At 63.2% G+C, this 15,602-nt stretch carries 16 protein-coding genes; 8 read left to right on the top strand and 8 right to left on the bottom strand.

Translation table 11 applies throughout. The features are described from left to right. The first annotated feature begins 32 nt into the window (after positions 1-32). From PDMSB3_RS11520 to PDMSB3_RS11510, 3 genes are read left to right on the top strand one after another with little or no spacing between them, the layout of a single operon-like run. Positions 33-386, top strand: coding sequence for a hypothetical protein (locus tag PDMSB3_RS11520; RefSeq protein WP_007181508.1), 354 nt, complete (start codon positions 33-35; stop codon positions 384-386). A gap of 40 nt (positions 387-426) precedes the next feature. Then, entirely contained in the window at positions 427-900 is a 474-nt protein-coding gene (locus PDMSB3_RS11515) for a universal stress protein (protein ID WP_007181509.1), read from the top strand. A 48-nt stretch (positions 901-948) separates the two neighbouring features. Continuing rightward, a complete protein-coding gene (locus PDMSB3_RS11510; protein WP_165186203.1) occupies positions 949-1,989 on the top strand; it encodes a zinc-dependent alcohol dehydrogenase family protein in 1,041 nt (346 codons plus the stop codon). A 153-nt stretch (positions 1,990-2,142) separates the two neighbouring features. Here the strand turns inward: PDMSB3_RS11510 and PDMSB3_RS11505 are convergent, their stop codons facing one another. The 6 genes from PDMSB3_RS11505 to PDMSB3_RS11480 all read right to left on the bottom strand — a co-directional run bounded on the left by PDMSB3_RS11505 (position 2,143) and on the right by PDMSB3_RS11480 (position 8,816). After that, positions 2,143-2,778, bottom strand: coding sequence for an acetate uptake transporter (locus tag PDMSB3_RS11505; protein WP_007181511.1), 636 nt, complete (start codon positions 2,776-2,778; stop codon positions 2,143-2,145). Between the two features lie 121 nt (positions 2,779-2,899). Further along, positions 2,900-4,876 carry an acetate--CoA ligase gene (acs, locus tag PDMSB3_RS11500; RefSeq protein WP_007181512.1) on the bottom strand — a complete coding sequence of 659 codons (1,977 nt, stop codon included), beginning with the start codon at positions 4,874-4,876 and terminating at the stop codon, positions 2,900-2,902. Positions 4,877-5,209: 333 nt separating this feature from the next. Then, positions 5,210-5,896 carry a nitroreductase family protein gene (locus PDMSB3_RS11495; RefSeq protein WP_007181513.1) on the bottom strand — a complete coding sequence of 229 codons (687 nt, stop codon included), beginning with the start codon at positions 5,894-5,896 and terminating at the stop codon, positions 5,210-5,212. Positions 5,897-5,935: 39 nt separating this feature from the next. Beyond that, entirely contained in the window at positions 5,936-6,967 is a 1,032-nt protein-coding gene (locus PDMSB3_RS11490; RefSeq protein ID WP_007181514.1) for an Acg family FMN-binding oxidoreductase, read from the bottom strand. Between the two features lie 100 nt (positions 6,968-7,067). After that, positions 7,068-8,531 (bottom strand): MBL fold metallo-hydrolase RNA specificity domain-containing protein, encoded by a 1,464-nt coding sequence (locus tag PDMSB3_RS11485; RefSeq protein WP_165186201.1) that lies wholly within the window; start codon positions 8,529-8,531, stop codon positions 7,068-7,070. A gap of 45 nt (positions 8,532-8,576) precedes the next feature. Next, positions 8,577-8,816: a hypothetical protein gene (locus PDMSB3_RS11480; protein WP_007181516.1), complete on the bottom strand. Its 240-nt coding sequence runs from the start codon at positions 8,814-8,816 to the stop codon at positions 8,577-8,579. Positions 8,817-9,193: 377 nt separating this feature from the next. On the opposite strand from PDMSB3_RS11480, the gene PDMSB3_RS11475 reads away from it, so the two are divergent. Then, positions 9,194-9,628, top strand: coding sequence for a hypothetical protein (locus PDMSB3_RS11475; RefSeq protein WP_232064180.1), 435 nt, complete (start codon positions 9,194-9,196; stop codon positions 9,626-9,628). Positions 9,629-9,641: 13 nt separating this feature from the next. Then, on the top strand, positions 9,642-10,484 hold the full coding sequence (locus tag PDMSB3_RS11470) for a potassium channel family protein (RefSeq protein ID WP_165186198.1): 843 nt from the start codon (positions 9,642-9,644) through the stop codon (positions 10,482-10,484). On the opposite strand, the gene PDMSB3_RS11465 is transcribed toward PDMSB3_RS11470, so the two are convergent. Next, positions 10,447-11,568, bottom strand: coding sequence for a PAS domain-containing sensor histidine kinase (locus PDMSB3_RS11465; RefSeq protein WP_007181519.1), 1,122 nt, complete (start codon positions 11,566-11,568; stop codon positions 10,447-10,449). The genes PDMSB3_RS11470 and PDMSB3_RS11465 overlap by 38 nt on opposite strands. A 279-nt stretch (positions 11,569-11,847) precedes the next feature. On the opposite strand from PDMSB3_RS11465, the gene PDMSB3_RS11460 reads away from it, so the two are divergent. Continuing rightward, the gene (locus PDMSB3_RS11460; protein WP_007181520.1) at positions 11,848-12,393 is read left to right on the top strand and encodes a hypothetical protein; all 546 of its coding nucleotides are present in this window, start codon (positions 11,848-11,850) and stop codon (positions 12,391-12,393) included. A gap of 80 nt (positions 12,394-12,473) precedes the next feature. Here PDMSB3_RS11460 and PDMSB3_RS11455 read toward each other — a convergent pair whose 3' ends face one another. After that, a complete protein-coding gene (locus tag PDMSB3_RS11455) occupies positions 12,474-14,123 on the bottom strand; it encodes a bifunctional aminoglycoside phosphotransferase/ATP-binding protein (RefSeq protein WP_165186196.1) in 1,650 nt (549 codons plus the stop codon). A 308-nt stretch (positions 14,124-14,431) separates the two neighbouring features. Here PDMSB3_RS11455 and PDMSB3_RS11450 point away from each other — a divergent pair, with 308 nt between their 5' ends. Further along, positions 14,432-14,860, top strand: a complete 429-nt coding sequence (locus PDMSB3_RS11450) for an Hsp20/alpha crystallin family protein (RefSeq protein WP_007181522.1) — start codon at positions 14,432-14,434, stop codon at positions 14,858-14,860. 76 nt (positions 14,861-14,936) lie between these two features. Then, positions 14,937-15,587, top strand: a complete 651-nt coding sequence (locus tag PDMSB3_RS11445; RefSeq protein WP_007181523.1) for a BON domain-containing protein — start codon at positions 14,937-14,939, stop codon at positions 15,585-15,587. Positions 15,588-15,602: the final 15 nt, after the last annotated feature.

Below are 15,602 nucleotides of genomic sequence, written 5' to 3'. Positions count from 1 at the left end.
GTCGACAGCAGGACAGCACGCGCGGAGGCCGCATGGGAATTGATATGCAGATCGTCTACCTCGGATTTGCGGGATCCGCGCAAATCGAGTCCGAGGCAGCCGCACAACTGGTGAGGCTCGAACGGTTCGGCGGATCTATCTCGGGTTGCCATCTCGCTCTCGAGGCCATTCACGCGAGGGCGTCGAAGGACATGCCCGACGCGCGACGCACGGTGCCGGACACGGCGCTGAACCACACCGTGTTCGACGCACGTCTCGATCTGGTGCTGCGCACCGGTGAACTGGTGCCGCTCGAGCATCGGCAGGGGCCCGATCCTGACCGCGTGATACGTGCGGCCTTCGATGCGGCCGAACGGCTTCTCCAACAGGGCATCACGCGCAGTTGATTCCCAACGGACGTTCCAACGTTTTTTTCAGGAGTGAGTCATGTACGAAAACATCGTGGTGGCCCTGGACGGCAGCGGAGCCTCGAAGTGCGCGCTTTCCGAGGCGATCCAGCTCACGAGGCTCGCGCGCGGCAAATTGACGGCGGTCTACGTGCTGGATCAATCGGCGGCCTTCACGTACGCGGGCGCCTGCGATCCGCATCTGCTGACCGACGCCGCGCGGCAAGTCGGGCAAAGCCTGCTTGACGGCGCGCTTGCCCAGATGCGCGAACTCAACGTCGCGGGCGAAGCGGAAATCGTGGAGACCCAAGGCATCGCCGAGGACATTGCCGGTGCGTTGATACGCTGTGTGCAACGCCGCGGCGCCGACCTGCTCGTGATGGGCACGCACGGACGCCGCGGTTTGCGGCGCATGGTGATCGGTAGCGTGGCCGAGCGCTGCGTGCGCCTTGCGACGTGCCCGGTACTGCTGATCCGTGAAGAGGCGAAGACGGAGCATGACACCCCGGCCTGAGCGTGATGCTCATCTCGCGGTGGCCTTGACTGACCAATGAGGTAATCCATGAAAGCACTCGTGTATCACGGTCCCGGAAAGAAGTCGCTCGACGAGCGGCCCATGCCGCAGCTCGCCAGCGCCACCGACGCCATCGTCAAGGTGACGCGCACGACGATCTGCGGTACAGATCTTCACATTCTGAAGGGCGACGTTCCGACGTGTCAGCCCGGCCGCATTCTCGGTCACGAAGGGGTGGGCATCGTGCAGCAGGTCGGCGCCGCGGTCAGTTCGTTGAAAGAGGGCGACCACGTGCTGATCTCGTGCATTTCCGCATGCGGCAAGTGCGACTATTGCCGGCGCGGCATGTATTCGCACTGCGCGACCGGTGGCTGGATTCTCGGCAACCGTATCGACGGTACGCAAGCGGAATACGTGCGCATTCCGCATGCGGAGACGAGTCTGTATCCGATTCCCGCCGGCGCCGACGAAGAAGCGCTGGTGATGCTGTCCGACATCTTGCCGACCGGCTTCGAATGCGGTGTCCTCAACGGTAAGGTGCAGCCGGGCAGCACCGTGGCGATTGTCGGCGCCGGCCCGATCGGACTGGCTTCGCTGCTCACCGCGCAGTTCTATTCGCCGGCCCAGATCATCATGATCGATCGCGATGAGCGCCGCCTCGAGGTGGCGAGCCGTTTCGGCGCGACCGCGTGTATCGACAGCCGGGTGGCCGAACCGGTCGTGGAGGTCATGAAACTCACCGGCCACGTCGGTGTGGATTGCGCGATCGAGGCCGTCGGGGTGCCAGACACGTTCGAATTGTGCCAGGCGCTGGTAGCGCCCGGTGGTGTGATCGCCAATATCGGCGTGCATGGGGTGAAGGCGGATCTGCATCTGGAATCGCTGTGGGATCGCAACATCTCCATTACGACGCGCCTCGTCGATACCGTCAGCACGCCGATGTTGCTGAAGACAGTGCAATCCGGCCGGCTCGATCCCGCCAGACTGATCACCCATCATTTCCAGCTCGACGACGTGTTGAACGCCTACGACACCTTCGGCCGCGCGGCGGATTCGCATGCGTTGAAGGTGATCATCGAGATGGCGTAGCGTAGCCGCGGGCGGTGTTGCGTCGACGGTCTGGTGACGCGATGGAAACGCAGAAAAGCCCCCCACAAGCTCAATGTGCCGCAGCGCCGCCCAGGATGGCGAAACGCTGCGGCAACCAAAGGCAACACAAAGTGCCGTCAGCAGCAAGCCTCATCACGCATTGCGCAGCTTTTCCTCGATCGACAGGCTCAGCGGCAACTCTTCCTGAATCGACAAGGTCAGAGCAAGTCGTTCGCTCGCGACACCTGTAGGCAATACCACGTGCCCATGAGTCTCGTTGATGATTTCCGCGGCCGACAGATAGAACGCCAGCAGCGCGGTAAGCATTCCCAGGTAGCCGCCGGCGTGATGCAGCCATTCGAGTCCGGTCCATTCGCTCGCGGCGAGCACGAAGAACGTGATCCATAGCGAGAGAAACACCAGTTGCAGCACGCGTGCGGCTCGCCACGTCGCCACCCACATATAAAGCGTAAACACGCCCCACAGAAACAGATACCAACCGATAAACGCTGCCGGCACCGTGCCGTGCAGAAACAGCACGAATAGCGCCAGCGACCACCAGAAGGCGCCGTAACTGAGGAAAGCGGTCGCGCCGAAGGTATTGCCGCGGGGAATTTCCATCAGCCCGGCGAGCGCCTGGGCGGTGCCGCCGTACGCGAAAGCGACGGCAAGCACCATCCCCATCGCGTTGCCGCTGAACCAGCCGGCGTTGATCATGCTGAGCAGCCACGTTGTCAGTGCGAAGCCGGCGAGGCCGAGTGAAGCGGGATTGGGAGCCTTGATGTTCATGATGACATCCTCCGTTCCATGCAGGAACGCTGAAAATTGGGTTGCGCGCGCGCACGTACGGGTGCACGCGCGACATCGGATCGCGGCGGGAAGAGATGCGCGATCCGTGATCGCTCGCGTGTCAGGCGGCGTCGGCGAACTGTGAAATGACCGCGGGGTTTTCCACCGTCGACGTGTCCTGCACGATGACTTCCCCTTTGGCCACCGAGCGCAACAGCCGGCGCACCACCTTGCCGGAGCGCGTTTTCGGCATGGCGTCGCCGAAGCGGATGTCCTTCGGTTTGGCGATCGGGCCGATCTCCTTGCCGACCCATGCGCGCAACTCATCGGCCACGCGCTTTGCGTCGGCTCCGGAGGGCCGCTCTGCCTTGAGCACCACGAACGCCACGATCGCCTCGCCGGCGGTCTCGTCGGGACGCCCAACCACCGCGGCTTCGGCCACCAGCGGATGCGCGGCGAGCGCCGACTCGATTTCCATCGTCCCGAGCCGGTGGCCGGAAACGTTCAGCACGTCGTCGATACGGCCGGTGATGGTGAAGTAGCCGGTGTCGCGATCACGGATGGCACCGTCGCCCGCGAGATACAGCTTGCCGCCGAGCTCTTCGGGGAAATAGCCTTGCCGGAAGCGCTCCGGATTACCCCAGATGGTTCTGATCATGGAAGGCCAGGGCTTGCGGATGACCAGCACGCCACCGTTTCCGTTCGGCACTTCCTGACCGGTTTCGTCGACAATCGCCGCGTCGATACCCGGCAACGGCAATGTGCACGAACCCGGCACAAGGGGAGTGACGCCCGGCAACGGGGAAATCATGTGGCCGCCTGTTTCGGTCTGCCAGAAGGTGTCGAGCACAGGACAGCGCCCGCCGCCGACGTGCTGTGCATACCACGTCCAGGCGCTAGGATTGATCGGCTCGCCGACCGTGCCGAGCAGGCGCAGACTGCTCAGGTCGAAGCTGTCCGGGTGCACCGAACGATCGGCATCGGCGGACTTGATGAGCGAGCGGATGGCTGTCGGCGCCGTGTAGAAGATGCTGACCTTGTGACGCTGGATCATGTCCCAGAAGCGTCCCGCGTTCGGGTAGGTGGGTACGCCTTCGAAGATCACCTGCGTCGCGCCGACCGCGGTCGGTCCGTAGCAGATATAAGTGTGACCGGTGATCCAGCCAATGTCCGCCGTGCACCAGAATACATCCGCCGGTTTGATATCGAAGGTCCACTTCATTGTCACTGCAGCCCACAGCAGGTAACCGCCGGTGCTGTGCTGGACGCCTTTGGGCGTGCCCGTCGAGCCGGACGTGTACAGCACGAACAGCGGGTGCTCCGCACCGACCCACTCGGGCTCACAGGTGTCCGGCTGCGCCGCTTCGAGTTCGTGCAGCCATGTATCGCGGCCGGCAATCCACGGAATCTGGCCGCCCGTGCGCCGGTAGATGGCCACCGTCTTGATGCCGGCCGTGCCGGCCATTGCGAGCGCTTCGTCGACGATCGTTTTGAGCGGCAGTGTCTTGCCGCCGCGAACCTGCTCGTCCGCGGTAATGATCGCGCACGCGCCGATATCCACGATGCGCTCATGCAGCGACTTGGCGGAGAAGCCGCCGAACACCACCGAGTGCGGTGCGCCGATGCGTGCGCACGCGAGCATTGCGACCACGCCTTCCACCGACATCGGCATATAGATCGCCACGCGGTCGCCTTTCTTCACGCCGCGGGCACGCAGTGCGTTGGCGAGCCGGCATACGCGGTGATACAGCGCCTGATAGGTGACATGCGTGACCTTGCCGTCGTCCGCCTCGAACACGATCGCGGTTTTCTCCGCGAGTCCGTTGACGAGGTTGCGATCGAGGCAGTTGTACGACGCGTTCAGTTCGCCGTCTTCGAACCAGTGATAGAACGGCGCGTCTGTGTCGTTCAATACTTTCGTGAATGGGCGGCGCCACGTCAAATGTTCTCGGGCAAGACGTGCCCAGAACGCTTCGTGATCCTGGCTCGCTTCGGCAACGAGGGCGCGATAAGCCTCCATGCCGTCGATGCTGGCGTCCCGGGCAAGCGGGATCTGCAACGCGGTGGAGTTGGGCGGGGCGGTATCGATGGTAGACATAGTCTCCTCCAATAAAACATGAAGGGATGAAGCGCTTGGAACGCTTCACCGATTAGGGAGGGCTCTTGTTGGCCATGAGTGCCGGCGCCTGAGCCTGCATTGCGGCGTGGACCGGGCGACGCTGAATCAGCGTGGGTGTGGGATCACTATGACGGGGTGGCGGATAGCGCTATTGATGCACGTCAACTGGGAAGCGCGGCATCTCTCACGTTCATGGCGAGATTTCAACCGGCGACACGAAGCGCGGCAGTCGTGATGAAAATCAATCGCGTCGGCACCGCGAGGACGATGACCTCGTGTTTCATTGCGCGATTACTGCCGCAATGAAACACGTCAAAGCGCGTCAGCCGTACCGGCGGGCGCGGATAGATCGAAGTGCCCGACGGTTTGCGCGAGAACAGGCAAGCTGCCGCGCGAGAGGTGCATCTCGGCGCCCAATGCGCTGCGATTGAGCCAGCTTCGGGCGGCGACCGCGAGGCCGGCAGCGGCGCAGAACAGGTACACGTTCTGCACGATCGCGCCGGCGCTGGCATACGCAAACGGCTCGCGTTGCGACTCGGCAATGTCATGCATGCGTGCAAGGTCGGCCACGTAAACCAGCTCGACCGGCGCCTCGCCGACGAAGTCCTGGTAGCCCGTCAGTCCGCGCAGATCAGCAGCGCTCACCAGTTCGAGGCAATGTTGCAACGGGTCGTAGCGGTACATGCCGCAGGCGAGCGCCGCATAAACGTCGATTTCGTGCAAGGCGAGCACCGACGGCGCCGTGCGTCCGCCGCTATCGTCGGACCCGCTGCGGTTGACGCCGTTGGCGGCCCAGAGCAACTGGCCGAGGGTTGCTTCGTCGAGATCGGTCGCGGCGAAGCGGCGTGTGGTTCGCCGCTTCGAGAGGGCGTCCAGGAGGGGCAGGCCGCCGCTCGACAGGGGCGCGGGCAGCCTGATATGCGATACCGACTCGCCGGTGGCCGGGCGCGCGCGGGCCTGATCGCGCGTCGCAGTACCGAGTCTGAAAAAGTGTTTCATCGCGGCCTCGTCGAACAGGCGTTGAGCAGGCGTCGCGCCTCAGGAAACAACCTCGGCAAGCGGCCGGCGCGGCGAATGAGGCGCCGGCTTGCCACGGCCGACGCGTAACAGTAGTTGCGGCGTCGCGTCTATCGCCAGCACGCTGCCTAGCCGCTCACGCAGCCCGCTCAACTCGATCGGCTGATTCAGATAGGACGCCGTGATCCCGGCATTCGCGGCGACCAGCAGCAGCCGCTCCAGTGCCTGGCCGGTTGCCAGCCATGCGGCGGCGTCGTCCGTCGGCGTCGCGAGGCAAATGAGCAGCGGCGAGCCCGCAGCCAGTGCATGATGCGCCGCGGCCAGTCCACCGCCCAGGTCGAAGGTTCGAATGACGGAGGTGAGTAACGGCGCGGCCAGATCGAGCAGCACGCTCATTCCTGCGGACAGCGCGGGCATACCGTCTGCATGGCGTCGCGGATGAATCCAGCTGGCCAGTTCACGGCGAAAACGCGGATCCTTGAACTGCACGCGATCGGCCTCCGCGACCAGTTCGGCAAGACTCTCGCGCATCGGCGCGCTCGAAATGCAGACCACATCCGCACCTTCCGCTTCGGCGGCCTCTTCGAGTTGTTGCTGGATGAGCGAAGGCAACGGCTCGTCCACGAAGATTTCGCGGGTGGTGACGCGGTGTGGAATCGCCGCGAAGAGCGGTGTGAGACTGGTGTCGCAATGACCGTCGTGGACGATTCGCACATGCGCCAGCACGTCGGGATCGGCGGAGGAGGGAAAGGGCGTGATCGCGTAGGCAAGCCCGAAGTGGCTCAGCGCCACGCGCAGATTGAGCAGCGCCGCACCGCAACTCATGATCAGCTCGCGATCGAATGGATCGACCACAGGCAGCGCGCGCAACCGGTCGGCGCATAACGTCACGCTGTCGCCATCCAGAATGAAATGCCAAGGCTGCGTATTATGGTTCGACGGTGCGAGCACGGCGTAACGCAGCGCGAATTTCAGTTTCTCTTCAACGCCGGCGGTGCGGTCAAGCTGATATTCGTCGACGGCCCAGGCGGCCGTCTGCGGCAGTGCGCTCATGTGATGGTCCCCTGCACGATTTCATATCGGCACTGTGTCAGGCATGCGCTGTACGCGGATTGATCTGGATCATTCCGGATTGAACGGAGCGCAGCGACTTTTATCCGGTGGCCCGGTCGCTTGCAACCACGCGCGCCAGCACGCTGCGTGAGGTCGTTGCATTCGCGACGGCGACACACGGATCCACGCCTACATTGCCCACCGACCCCGGCAATTCGACGGTCTCGAGATAGAGCGGCACTTCGCAGCGCCAGTGATACGTTTCCTCGATGTGACGGCGCATCGCATCGGCGGCGGCCGGCTCGCCGTGCGTGACGAACGTGCGCTGCGGCGGTTGCGGAATGGAGCGCAGCCACGACAGTATCTCGGCGTAATCCGCATGAGCCGACAAGGACGACAGGCTCACCACCGAAGCGCGCACGCGCACATAGTCGCCGTGAATCTTGATCGTCGGTGCGCCGGCGGCGAGCGCGGCGCCGCGCGTGCCGGCCGCCTGGTAGCCGACCAGTGCGATCGTGTTGCGAGGATCCGGAGCGAAGGCCTTCAGGTGATGCAAGACCCGGCCGCCGGTAGCCATGCCGCTGCCCGCGATGATCACCCTCGGGCCGTTCAGGCTCAGAATCGCCTTGGATTCGTCGACGGTGTGCACCATCTGCGCGGCGTTGCTGATCGCGTTGGCTTCGGTCGAGCTCAGCCGGTGTTCGCTGACGTGATGCCGGTAGAGTTGCGTGACGCTCGTCGCCATCGGGCTGTCGAGAAAGACCGGCACGTTCGCCATCCGGCCGGTGGCTTTCAGTTGGGCAATGTAATGAAGAATCGATTGCGCGCGCCCCACCGCGAAACAGGGAATCACGACTACGCCGCCGCGCCGGAAAGTGGTCGCGAAGAGTTCAGCCAGTTCGGCGGCGGGATCGGTTTTGTCGTGCAACCGGTCGCCGTAGGTGGATTCGACGATCAGGTAGTCGGCATGGGCGAGCGGCATGGGCGCGCGCATGATCGGGTCGTCCGGCCGCCCGAGGTCGCCCGAAAAGGCGATGACCTTGCCTTCCACGCACAGCACCACGCCCGCGGCGCCGAGAATGTGCCCGGCCGGCAGCAGGCGGAAACACGCATGGTCGTTCAATTGTTTCGGCACGTCGAAATCGCGCGGTTCGAGCAGTTCAAGGGCTTTTTCCGCATCTTCCAGGGTGTAGAGCGGCAGCGCCGGATGATGTTTCGACAAGCCGTGGCGGTTCGCGTACGCGGCTTCTTCTTCCTGCAGTCTGGCGCTATCGCGCAGCATGACCTGGCACAGGTCACGGGTGCCGCGAGTGCAATAGACAGGTCCGCGATAGCCCATGCGTACGAGTACCGGCAGGTAGCCACTGTGATCCAGATGTGCGTGGGTCAGGATCACGGCATCCAGCGTGCCGACGTCGATGGGCAACGGATTCCAGTTACGCAGGCGCTGGTTCTTGGTGCCCTGAAACAGACCACAGTCGATCAGAATCCTCAGCCCCGCGCCGTCCAGTAGATACCGCGAGCCGGTGACGGTTTCGGCCGCGCCGAGAAAGGTCAGCTTCATTTCGCACCTTCTGTCAGAAGTGGCCGCCTGGGGCCGGGAGTTTCCTCAACGCGCCGAGGTTTGCATGGCGCCGTTGCAGAGCGCTTGAGCGAAGCGCCGGAAAGCGGCGAGTGAACCAGCAACGCTCTGGTACTTTTCGCGGCCGATCTGGCCGTCCAGCGTAACCAGCATGCCTGCCTCGCGGGCCAGCGTGAGAATCCGGTTGATCTCGTCGGCGGCCTCGGGTGCGTCGCGCAACTGGCTGTCAGCCGGCATCGTGTGAGCGTGGAAAGCGGCGTTTGACATGATGGTCTCCTGATGACACGGGCAGGTATGAGTCGGGTGCTTGTCGTCCCCTGCGAATGTTTCGATTTCTATTTCGGATGAATTCAGTATTGGTCATCAAACAGATGGGACAAATCAGGTGTCGCTGAGACTGGGGTAGGTATTCCTGCGTCAATGTCAGCGTTTCCCTACACGATGGCGCACGATGGATGTTAGGGAAAACTCGGCGTGCCGGCATGCGGCTTACACGTTAGACGATGATCCAGGTCAAATGCCCGGAAGCGTCCTGCCCATACTTTTATAAACAGGCGGGTTTCTAAAAAACAGGCCAATGGTTTGCAACGGTGCATCGTGCCGTTGAACGGGAAAATGGGCAGACTGACATGAACAACGGGCGGATGGCAGTCTTTGCGCTGCTGATGATCATCCTTGCTGGCTGCAGTACAGAAGAATCGCGCACCGCGGCACGCCGCGACACCGAAGTCGCGCTCGAAACAGCGCGCGAACAGGCTCACGTGGACTGTTCCTCTGCCGCCGATTGCGAACGGCTATGGACCCGCACCAGACTGTACGTGGCGCAACGCTCCGCGACCCCGATCAGGCGAGCGGACGACACGGCGATCGAAACGGCCGAGCCGCACACGTTCGGCACCGTCTATGTGTGGGCGACGCGGACAAGCAGCGCCAGTGGCGTATCGACCATCCAGGTCAAAGGTATGTGCCGGGGTATGTATCGCGCGGACGGCAATCCCGGCTGGCTGTACGGCACGTGCGCCAGGCAGATTCGCTCGGTCGAAGCGGAATTCCGCTCGTTTATCGGCGCGGCGTCATGACGGCGGTGCTGACATGAAAGGGAGTTGGCGCGTTGCGGGTCTCGCCGGCGTCGACGTTCGCGACGACGCGCGGGCTGTGCAGGCGTGGCGCTGGATGCAGTGGGTGCTGTTCGCTCTCAGCCTGCTTGCAATTCCCGCGTTCTATTTCGAACTGGCTGCTGCATCCCGGTTTCATCTGGCTGGCCGTGCGCTCTATGCGTCCATGTCCGCCGGATTCCTGGTGATTCTTGGCCGGCTCGCGTTTCTTAGTCGCAAGCCCGAACGGTTCCTCGCGCGCAATGCTTACGATTTCATGATCGCGGCAGGCGCGGCGATCAGTGTGGCTTGGGGTGCGTTGCCGTGGTCGCCGGTCGAATGGGTGTTGCGCATTTTTTTCGTGGGGCTCGTGGCGGCGCGCATCGTAGTGTCGTTACGAGGCTTTTTCTCCCCGAGCCGCCTGGGGCTGCTGCTGGTGATAGCCGTGTTGCTGCTCGCCTCTGCCGGGGCGGGGTTTTACTGGCTCGAACCGGGCGTGCATACGTACGCCGAGGGCGTTTGGCTCGCATTCGAAAGCAGCGCGACAGTCGGCTATGGGGACATGGCGCCGACCACGCCTGCGTCACGCGTCTTCGCTGCCTTCGTGGTGTTGCTTGGCTACGGATTGTTGTCGCTGGTCTTCGCCAGCATCGCTGCGACGTTCGTCGAACAGGAAGAGCGGATCTTGCGGCGGGAAATGCATCGCGACATCAAGGCACTACGCGACGAGATTGCCGCGCTGCGGCAAGACGTGCAGACGGCTGGCGGCGAAGCACGCGCTGTTGCCGCTTCAGTCGGGCCGGTCAACCCGGCGGCGTCTCATCCGGGCGAATCGCACTGAGCGGAATCCGGACGGTGATTCTGAAGCCGCTGCCTGGGGCGCTGTCGATAGTCAGAGTGCCGCGCAACTGACGTACCCGTTCGCGCATGCCGAGCAGGCCGAACGAGCCGCGCTTGCCGGCGTCTTCGAGCACGGTTCCGCGGCCATTGTCCTCGACATGGATCGCGCAGGTTGTCGCATCGCTCGAAATTCCGACCACCACTTCGCTTGCCCGCGCATGCCGCGCCACGTTCGTCAGCGCTTCCTGCACGATACGAAAGAGTGCGGAGGACGCAAAAGGCGTGAAGCCCGCGTCGTCGGTATCGATGCGCAGCCTGGCGGCCACGTTAAAGCGCTGCGTGAAGTCGTCCGTCAACCACTCGAGTGCCGCGGCGAGGCCGAGATCATCCAGCAATGGCGGACGCAGGTCGGCGGCGATGCGGCGCAGAGAAGCCATCATGCTGTCGATCTGGCGTTGCAGTCCGCTCGCGGCAGCGGATCCATCAGGATCGCTAACGTTCTCGCCAACACGCCGTTGCAATGCGACGACGCCCATCTTGAGCGCCGTAAGCTGCTGACCCAGATCGTCATGCAATTCGCGGGCAATCCGTCTTTGCTCGTCTTCACGCGTGCGCTGGATTTGTGCGGCCAGTTCGCTCGCATGTTCGAGTTCGGCAAGACGCACACGTTCGGTCATGTCACGGGTGACCTTGGCAAAGCCGAGCAACGTGCCGGCCGGATCATAAACCGCTGTGATCGTCACGTCTGCCCAGAATCGCGAACCGTCGCGCCGCACGCGCCAGCCCTGATCCGCCACCCGGCCTTGCGCGATCGCGAGCGCCAACTCGTGGCCCGGCTTGCCGGAGGCAATGTCTTCGGGGGTATAGAAGACCGAAAAATGACGGCCGATGATTTCATTGGGCGTGTAGCCCTTGATCTTGTGCGCGCCGTTGTTCCAGCTCGCTACGCGGCCCTGCTGATCGAGCATGAAAATCGCATAATCCTGCACCGCGTCGATCAGCAATTGATAGCGATCCTCCAGTGGTACGTCGGAATCGTTCGCTGTAGCGGATCTGTGCTTTTGATCGTTCCATTTGAGAACCACCGGCATCTCCGAAAGGTTGATGAATTGCGAACGACCGCTCCACTGCAAGAATAGACAAGTCCAGACAGATTACGCCGAATAATTCCTTTCCGCCGACGATAGCCGGCACGTTTGCGTCCGCCATTCGCGCTTGCCGTAAGCCATTCCGTGATTGATGCAGGTCAACCGGCTCCCGGTGGCCAAGCCTACATTGAACTCACCGTCGCCGTGCGCGTGTTTTTTTGTTCGTGCGTTCCGTCGTGCTCGGGCGGACCGCTTCATCACGTCAGGAGATTCATTATGACCGGCAAATCCGTCACGCCCTTCGAACTGTATCGCGCCAATCTGTCGTTCTCGCTACAGGTATGGAGTTTCAGCCACGAGGCCCGGCAGCAGGCCTGCGAGTTCGAGATGCAGCGCATCCGGCGCGATCTGGCGGCGACACATGCCATTGGCCGGGCGGCCTCGACGGCGCGGGACTGGAGCGCCCTTGCGGTGTCCTGCCAGACAGTGTTGCGCGATTACGTGGCGACCACCACCAATCTCTGGCAGCAGGGGCTCGGCTCGGCCACAAGGCTGCAAACCGGATTCTTCGAAGGGCTGCGCGAGGCGTTTGCGACGTGGCAGGCCGCATCGACTGATCAATGGTCCACGCATCCCGCGGTGAATCCTGTCATGTTGCCGTGGCAGGAGTGGCTGCAGCGCATGGGAGGCGCGGCAACCATGCCTGGCGGGCGTGCAGTCCGCAGCTTTCCCGTCAATGAACACAACCCTACAGACTCCGCCACGGCGCCGGCTTCCAGTGGCCCTGCGGATGCGGAGGACGGGGAGCATCACGCCGGCTAACGTGTCGCCTTTTTTCCGGCGGTCACCAGCGGGAGCGGCATTTAACTCGCGTTGCAGCCGGCCGGACAGACACCCGCGCGCTAGCCGTGCGCGACCTCCGGCGGCGCGGTCGCTTCGGGTTCGCAAAGCCGCCGCAACAGTTTTCCCCAGTAGTCCAAACGGCCGAACTCGGCGAGCGGCACTTCCGTATCGAAGCTCACCGTTCGCTGCATTTCCTCTGCGGAAAGCGGCTCCTCGTTGGCCAGTTGCCGGATCAGCACGAGCGGGTCGGCGTCCGATTCCGTATGAGAAGCGGCGGCGCGCGCCTGCACGCGCTGTTCGAGTTGACGTGCCCGCGCATGGAAATCAAGCAGGAAGACGGGCACGCCGTCTGAGTGTGCGAGCGCGGCGAAGCGGGCGCGATGCGTGCTCTTGAGAAAAGTCGCGTCGACCAGCGCAGGGTAGCCGGCCAGCAGTATCTGTTGCGCCAATCGCAGCAGCAGATCGTAATGCTGATCGATTGAATCGTGCGTGTAGGCCCCGGCCGGCAGTGGACGGGAATCGATAGGCGCGAAGGGCCGGCCGCGTTTGCGCTCGATATCGCTCGACAGACGCACGGCGCCGACCAGACTCACTAGCGCTTCGCTCGCCACTGATTTGCCCGATCCGGAGTAGCCGTGGCATAGCAGCAAATACGGCCGTTGCGGCGCGATCATGCGCTCGACCAGATTCAGATACGGCGTGGCGCGCGCGAGGCCGTCATCGTGCGGGTGATCGCGTGTTTTCAACAACGCCACGAGGGCACGCACCAGCGCGCGATAGACCATGTAGTAGCGCAGCCCCGGCAACGCGGCGAAATCGCCCGTCCGTTGCAGCCAGCCGTTCAACAGGCGTGCCGCGAGATCCTGTCGGCCGCACGCCCGCAGATCCATCAACGGAAAGCTCAGGTCGCTGGCGACGTCGATCCAGCGCAAGGCGTCGTCGAATTCGATGCAGTCGAACATGAGCACGCGCTCGCCTCGCCGCACGATGTTATCGAGGTGCAGATCGCCGTGGCACTCGCGCACAAAGCCGCCTGCATGACGCGCGTCGAAGTGCGCGGCAAGGCGTTTGCCTTCGCTCTCGCACCAGGCGGAGATTCGGGTGGGCAGAAGTGCTCCGGTTTCACGGCGGAGCGCTTCCACCACGGTCTGCATCTGTTCCTGAACGAACGGTGCGGAGCCGAAGACCACGCGAGGCGGCGTGCGTGAGGAGCGCCGGTGGAACGCCGCAAGTTGCCCGGCCAGGGCGTCTATTTCCGCAAAATCGAGTTCTCCCCGCGCATGCAACGCCTTGAAAATTTCCTGCTCGTCGAAGCGTCGCATCAGGACGGCGTGCTCGGCGACCTCGCCTGTTCCCGCGACGCGGTACGAGCGCCCCCGGCGCGTAATCGGTACGACGCCCCGATATATCTCACGGGCGAGCCGGCGGTTCAGTCTGAATTCGTCGGCGCACGCGCGTTCGCGTGCGCGTGCCTGCGTGAAGTCCACGAAACCCGGATTGACGCGCTTCTTCAGTTTGTACGCATACCGGCCGGCCAGATACACGACCGAAATGTGCGTTTCGATGCGGCGAATGCGGCCCGCCGGGTGGCGATATGTCGACGGCCTCTGCATGGCGCGGTCGAGCGCGCGCCAGTCCCGCCGCGCCACGAGTTCGCGTTGCCGTATATGAGTTGGAAGCTGATGTGCCGGTGAAAAGCGAGCAGGCATGGAACTCTCCGTCGGGCAATCATGGTTCTTTCAGAATAGGTGCGGCCCATCGCGGCGACTTGACCGACATCATGCTTGCGAACGTCTCGGGCTGCGATGTGCGCCACTTGACACACGTCAATTGATGCTTTGGAGGCGAGCCTAAAGTTACCGGTACAGCATGTTCGTTGCGGCAGCGGAAGTCCGTGTGTGTGAACAAGCTGGGGTGCACCGCTCCCGGTCGCTGGTTCAGCGTGAAACGGGCCGGTATGAGGCGGGCGACGCGATCTGGTATCCACGATGTCATTGAATGAATCAGGAGCAGGACGATGAGCAACTTGACCCGATTTGATCCCTTTCCCCTCGAACCCATGTCGGAACTTTTTCAGGGCCTGTTCCGGCCGCTGCGCGGCGCGGGCGGCGAAGCGCCGCTTGCCGACATCAAGGTCGACGTGACGGAGAGCGATAGCGCGTACACGGTGAAGGCCGAACTGCCGGGCGTCGACAAGAAGGATATCGACGTAAAAATCGACGGCAACCTTGTTTCGATCAGCGCGAAAGTCGAACGGAATCAGGAAATGAAGGAAGGCGAGCGGGTGATTCGCCGCGAGCGTTATGCAGGTGCCGTGAGCCGTGCGTTTTCATTGGCGAGCGAAGTCGACGAGAGCGCGGCGGCGGCGGAGTACAAGGACGGCGTACTCTCGCTCACGTTGCCGAAAAAGGCGGCCTCTGAACGCAAGCGCCTGCAGATCAACTGATCCGGGGCGGCGCGGAGCACGAGCGGCTTCGTGGGCCGCGCGCCGTTGCCAGCCGTATGCCAACAAGGAGTACGCAATGAAGTCGGACATGGAATTGAAGCAGCAGGTCGAAGACGAACTGGCTTGGGATCCGGCGGTCAGCGCTACGGACATCGGCGTCGAAGTGCATAACCGTGTCGTTACGTTATCGGGTCATCCAGTCAGCTACGCGGAGAAGCTTGCGGCGGAAAAAGCCGCGCAGCGTGTGGCAGGAGTGAAGGCCGTCGTGGTGGAACTGGACGTACGCCTGCTGCATTCGGATGTGCGAACCGACGAAGAAATCGCCAATGCCGTGCGCTCCATCATGCGCTGGACGGTCGGCTTGAGCGAAGACGCGGTCAAGGTGCAGGTCGAGAAAGGCTGGGTGACGTTGAGCGGCGAAGTCGACTGGGCTTATCAGAGCCATGTCGCCACACGCACGATTTCACACATGCGCGGTGTGACCGGGGTTTCGAACCTCATCCGGATCGGCGGCAACGTGGCCGCGCTGGATATCGGCGAAGAGATCGGCAAGGCGCTGCGACGTCACGCCGAACGCGAAGCGAAGCACATCAGCGTGAAGGTGCACGAAGGCACGGTCACGCTGACGGGCACGGTCGACTCGATGGCGGAGCGCTCGGCCGCGCGTGGCGCGGCATGGTCGACGCCGGGTGTTCATGCGGTGATCGACAATCTGACGGTGGGATAGACACGCTCGCCTGGA

Source organism: Paraburkholderia dioscoreae (assembly GCF_902459535.1).
Classification (GTDB): domain Bacteria; phylum Pseudomonadota; class Gammaproteobacteria; order Burkholderiales; family Burkholderiaceae; genus Paraburkholderia; species Paraburkholderia dioscoreae.
The sequence above is the reverse complement of the archived record's forward strand: the minus strand, read 5'-3'. Positions and strand labels throughout refer to the sequence as shown.

What these genes read in the sequence shown, in the direction of transcription:
- PDMSB3_RS11520 (WP_007181508.1), top strand. Translation starts at nt 33, where the DNA reads ATGGGAATTGATATGCAGATCGTCTACCTCGGATTTGCGGGATCCGCG.
- PDMSB3_RS11515 (WP_007181509.1), top strand. Translation starts at nt 427, where the DNA reads ATGTACGAAAACATCGTGGTGGCCCTGGACGGCAGCGGAGCCTCGAAG.
- PDMSB3_RS11510 (WP_165186203.1), top strand. Translation starts at nt 949, where the DNA reads ATGAAAGCACTCGTGTATCACGGTCCCGGAAAGAAGTCGCTCGACGAG.
- PDMSB3_RS11505 (WP_007181511.1), bottom strand. Translation starts at nt 2,778, where the DNA reads ATGAACATCAAGGCTCCCAATCCCGCTTCACTCGGCCTCGCCGGCTTC.
- acs (WP_007181512.1), bottom strand. Translation starts at nt 4,876, where the DNA reads ATGTCTACCATCGATACCGCCCCGCCCAACTCCACCGCGTTGCAGATC.
- PDMSB3_RS11495 (WP_007181513.1), bottom strand. Translation starts at nt 5,896, where the DNA reads ATGAAACACTTTTTCAGACTCGGTACTGCGACGCGCGATCAGGCCCGC.
- PDMSB3_RS11490 (WP_007181514.1), bottom strand. Translation starts at nt 6,967, where the DNA reads ATGAGCGCACTGCCGCAGACGGCCGCCTGGGCCGTCGACGAATATCAG.
- PDMSB3_RS11485 (WP_165186201.1), bottom strand. Translation starts at nt 8,531, where the DNA reads ATGAAGCTGACCTTTCTCGGCGCGGCCGAAACCGTCACCGGCTCGCGG.
- PDMSB3_RS11480 (WP_007181516.1), bottom strand. Translation starts at nt 8,816, where the DNA reads ATGTCAAACGCCGCTTTCCACGCTCACACGATGCCGGCTGACAGCCAG.
- PDMSB3_RS11475 (WP_232064180.1), top strand. Translation starts at nt 9,194, where the DNA reads ATGGCAGTCTTTGCGCTGCTGATGATCATCCTTGCTGGCTGCAGTACA.
- PDMSB3_RS11470 (WP_165186198.1), top strand. Translation starts at nt 9,642, where the DNA reads ATGAAAGGGAGTTGGCGCGTTGCGGGTCTCGCCGGCGTCGACGTTCGC.
- PDMSB3_RS11460 (WP_007181520.1), top strand. Translation starts at nt 11,848, where the DNA reads ATGACCGGCAAATCCGTCACGCCCTTCGAACTGTATCGCGCCAATCTG.
- PDMSB3_RS11455 (WP_165186196.1), bottom strand. Translation starts at nt 14,123, where the DNA reads ATGCCTGCTCGCTTTTCACCGGCACATCAGCTTCCAACTCATATACGG.
- PDMSB3_RS11450 (WP_007181522.1), top strand. Translation starts at nt 14,432, where the DNA reads ATGAGCAACTTGACCCGATTTGATCCCTTTCCCCTCGAACCCATGTCG.
- PDMSB3_RS11445 (WP_007181523.1), top strand. Translation starts at nt 14,937, where the DNA reads ATGAAGTCGGACATGGAATTGAAGCAGCAGGTCGAAGACGAACTGGCT.